The organism is Aliiroseovarius halocynthiae (genome assembly GCF_007004645.1).
GTDB lineage: Bacteria > Pseudomonadota > Alphaproteobacteria > Rhodobacterales > Rhodobacteraceae > Aliiroseovarius > Aliiroseovarius halocynthiae.
Genome location: NZ_ML660040.1, coordinates 1 through 1,712 on the forward strand (window position 1 = coordinate 1; position 1,712 = coordinate 1,712).

3 protein-coding genes are annotated in these 1,712 nt (G+C 49.5%); 2 read left to right on the plus strand and 1 reads right to left on the minus strand.

The window, feature by feature from the left end:
• Both FIL88_RS16790 and FIL88_RS16570 read left to right on the plus strand, forming a co-directional pair.
• Nucleotides 1-757 (plus strand): RHS repeat-associated core domain-containing protein (locus FIL88_RS16790; protein WP_221931179.1); only part of this gene is annotated, 757 nt, incomplete at its 5' end.
• Between the two features lie 11 nt (nt 758-768).
• The gene (locus tag FIL88_RS16570; RefSeq protein ID WP_142854995.1) at nt 769-1,335 is read left to right on the plus strand and encodes a hypothetical protein; all 567 of its coding nucleotides are present in this window, start codon (nt 769-771) and stop codon (nt 1,333-1,335) included.
• 124 nt (nt 1,336-1,459) lie between these two features.
• Here FIL88_RS16570 and FIL88_RS16795 read toward each other — a convergent pair whose 3' ends face one another.
• Nucleotides 1,460-1,606, minus strand: coding sequence for a hypothetical protein (locus FIL88_RS16795; RefSeq protein WP_185961013.1), 147 nt, complete (start codon nt 1,604-1,606; stop codon nt 1,460-1,462).
• Between the last annotated feature and the right edge of the window lie 106 nt (nt 1,607-1,712).

Below are 1,712 nucleotides of genomic sequence, written 5' to 3' on the forward strand. Positions count from 1 at the left end.
CAACGCAAGATACTACGACCCAGAACTCGCAATCTTCATCCAGCCGGATTGGTTCGAGGTCACCAAGCCGGGTGTTGGGACAAATAGGTATGCGTACTCGGGAAATGATCCCGTGAATAAGATGGATCCGGGGGGAAATGGCTGGATTCGAAAGCTGGCAGAACGACTCTTTGGAGGGGGGAATCAACAAGTAGAAAAGACCCTCGCGCGCAACATGGCCCGTCTTCGAACAGAGGGTGTCAAGGCTGCATGGAGACAAGAAAAAACCTTAGTTCAAGAAACTGGCAAGGGCAGTCGCGCTTGGACAAAAAAGGAACTGGAGCTTCTTGCTGCGGGAAAGGACGTGCCCGGTTATCATGGTCACCATATAAATAATGTTGCTCATCACCCAGAGCTAGCTGGAGATCCAAACAACATCAAATTCCTTAGGACAGAAGATCATAAAGCGCTCCACTCCAAAAACGGGGGCTACAGTCAGCCCACAACCGGACCCATGATTGATCGGGGAGAAATGCTGAAGGTTCTTTCAGGCAAAGAAATGCCAGCTTCTGCGCAACCAAGATATACCTATGAAAAAGCCGTTGATGGTGCGCGAACAGTGGCAGATAAAGTGTTAAACAGCAGAACGATGATGATCATCGACTTAACGGATCCAACGACAATTGCAGATATGATCTGGAAACAGGAAAATGGTTATTCAGCCTTTGATATGTTCGACCCATCTACCAGATGTGCCGCAAATCCAAAGTGTATGTGAAGGAGGGCTAGATGGTGGACTGGATACAGAACACGATGGATAGTTGGGAAAAATTTGGATTTCTGACTGATGCGGTGGGGGATCGGTTTTGGGGAACCAACATCAAGGACCCGAAGCTACGATACACGCATTCGGTATTCAGCCCAATTGATCGAGGCTCCTTTCCACCCGTTGTTATCCACGGTGACAAAATCGACGACCATCCATATGCACATATATTGGACAGTATGAATGGAGTTAATCTCTTCCACGGGGATTTCGTCCTTTACGGCCTTCATCTGTCTTCAGAGCCAGTCACAAAGATTTTTATGCCGTTCTCTCTCGTTGACCACAACATAGACTATCGGTCGTTGTGCATTCGCCATGAAGCCCTGCTTGTTGGGGGCTACAATATTGAGAATAAGGAGTTTCATATACTGCAAAGGAAGTGCGGTTCTGTTGTAAAAGTCGAAAAAAGCACACTCAAAGCAGAGATAATTAACCCCACGTTAGAGCAATTTCTGGAGGAACGACTTTTAAGAGTAGCTAGCTCCGAAAAATGGGTTCGCATATACAAGGAGCTATCCGCAGCCGGATAAAACAGCACTCCCGATGACGTATTCGGTACGTATGAAGAGTTCTAGAGCTAAGGATTACTTTTTCCATCTAGGGCGGGAGTTATAACCTCGCCCGAGTCTGTAGCGGGTAGGCGTTGTGCGTTTGTCATTGTTCACCCAACACCCGCAACACCTCCCCCTCCGCATATCGCCCCTCCTGCACCCCAACCCGCGCATCCACCTGCATATCCACAAACCCACCCTCGGCGGCGGCACGGGCAAGCTCGGTGCCGGGGCAATTGTCTGAAATCATCTGCGCCAACCTCGGCGTGACCGCCAACACCTCAGAAATCACCCCCCGCCCTTTCACACTCGCTCACCTTACCCTTAGTACCCGAACCTCTCCATTCATCGCGCTA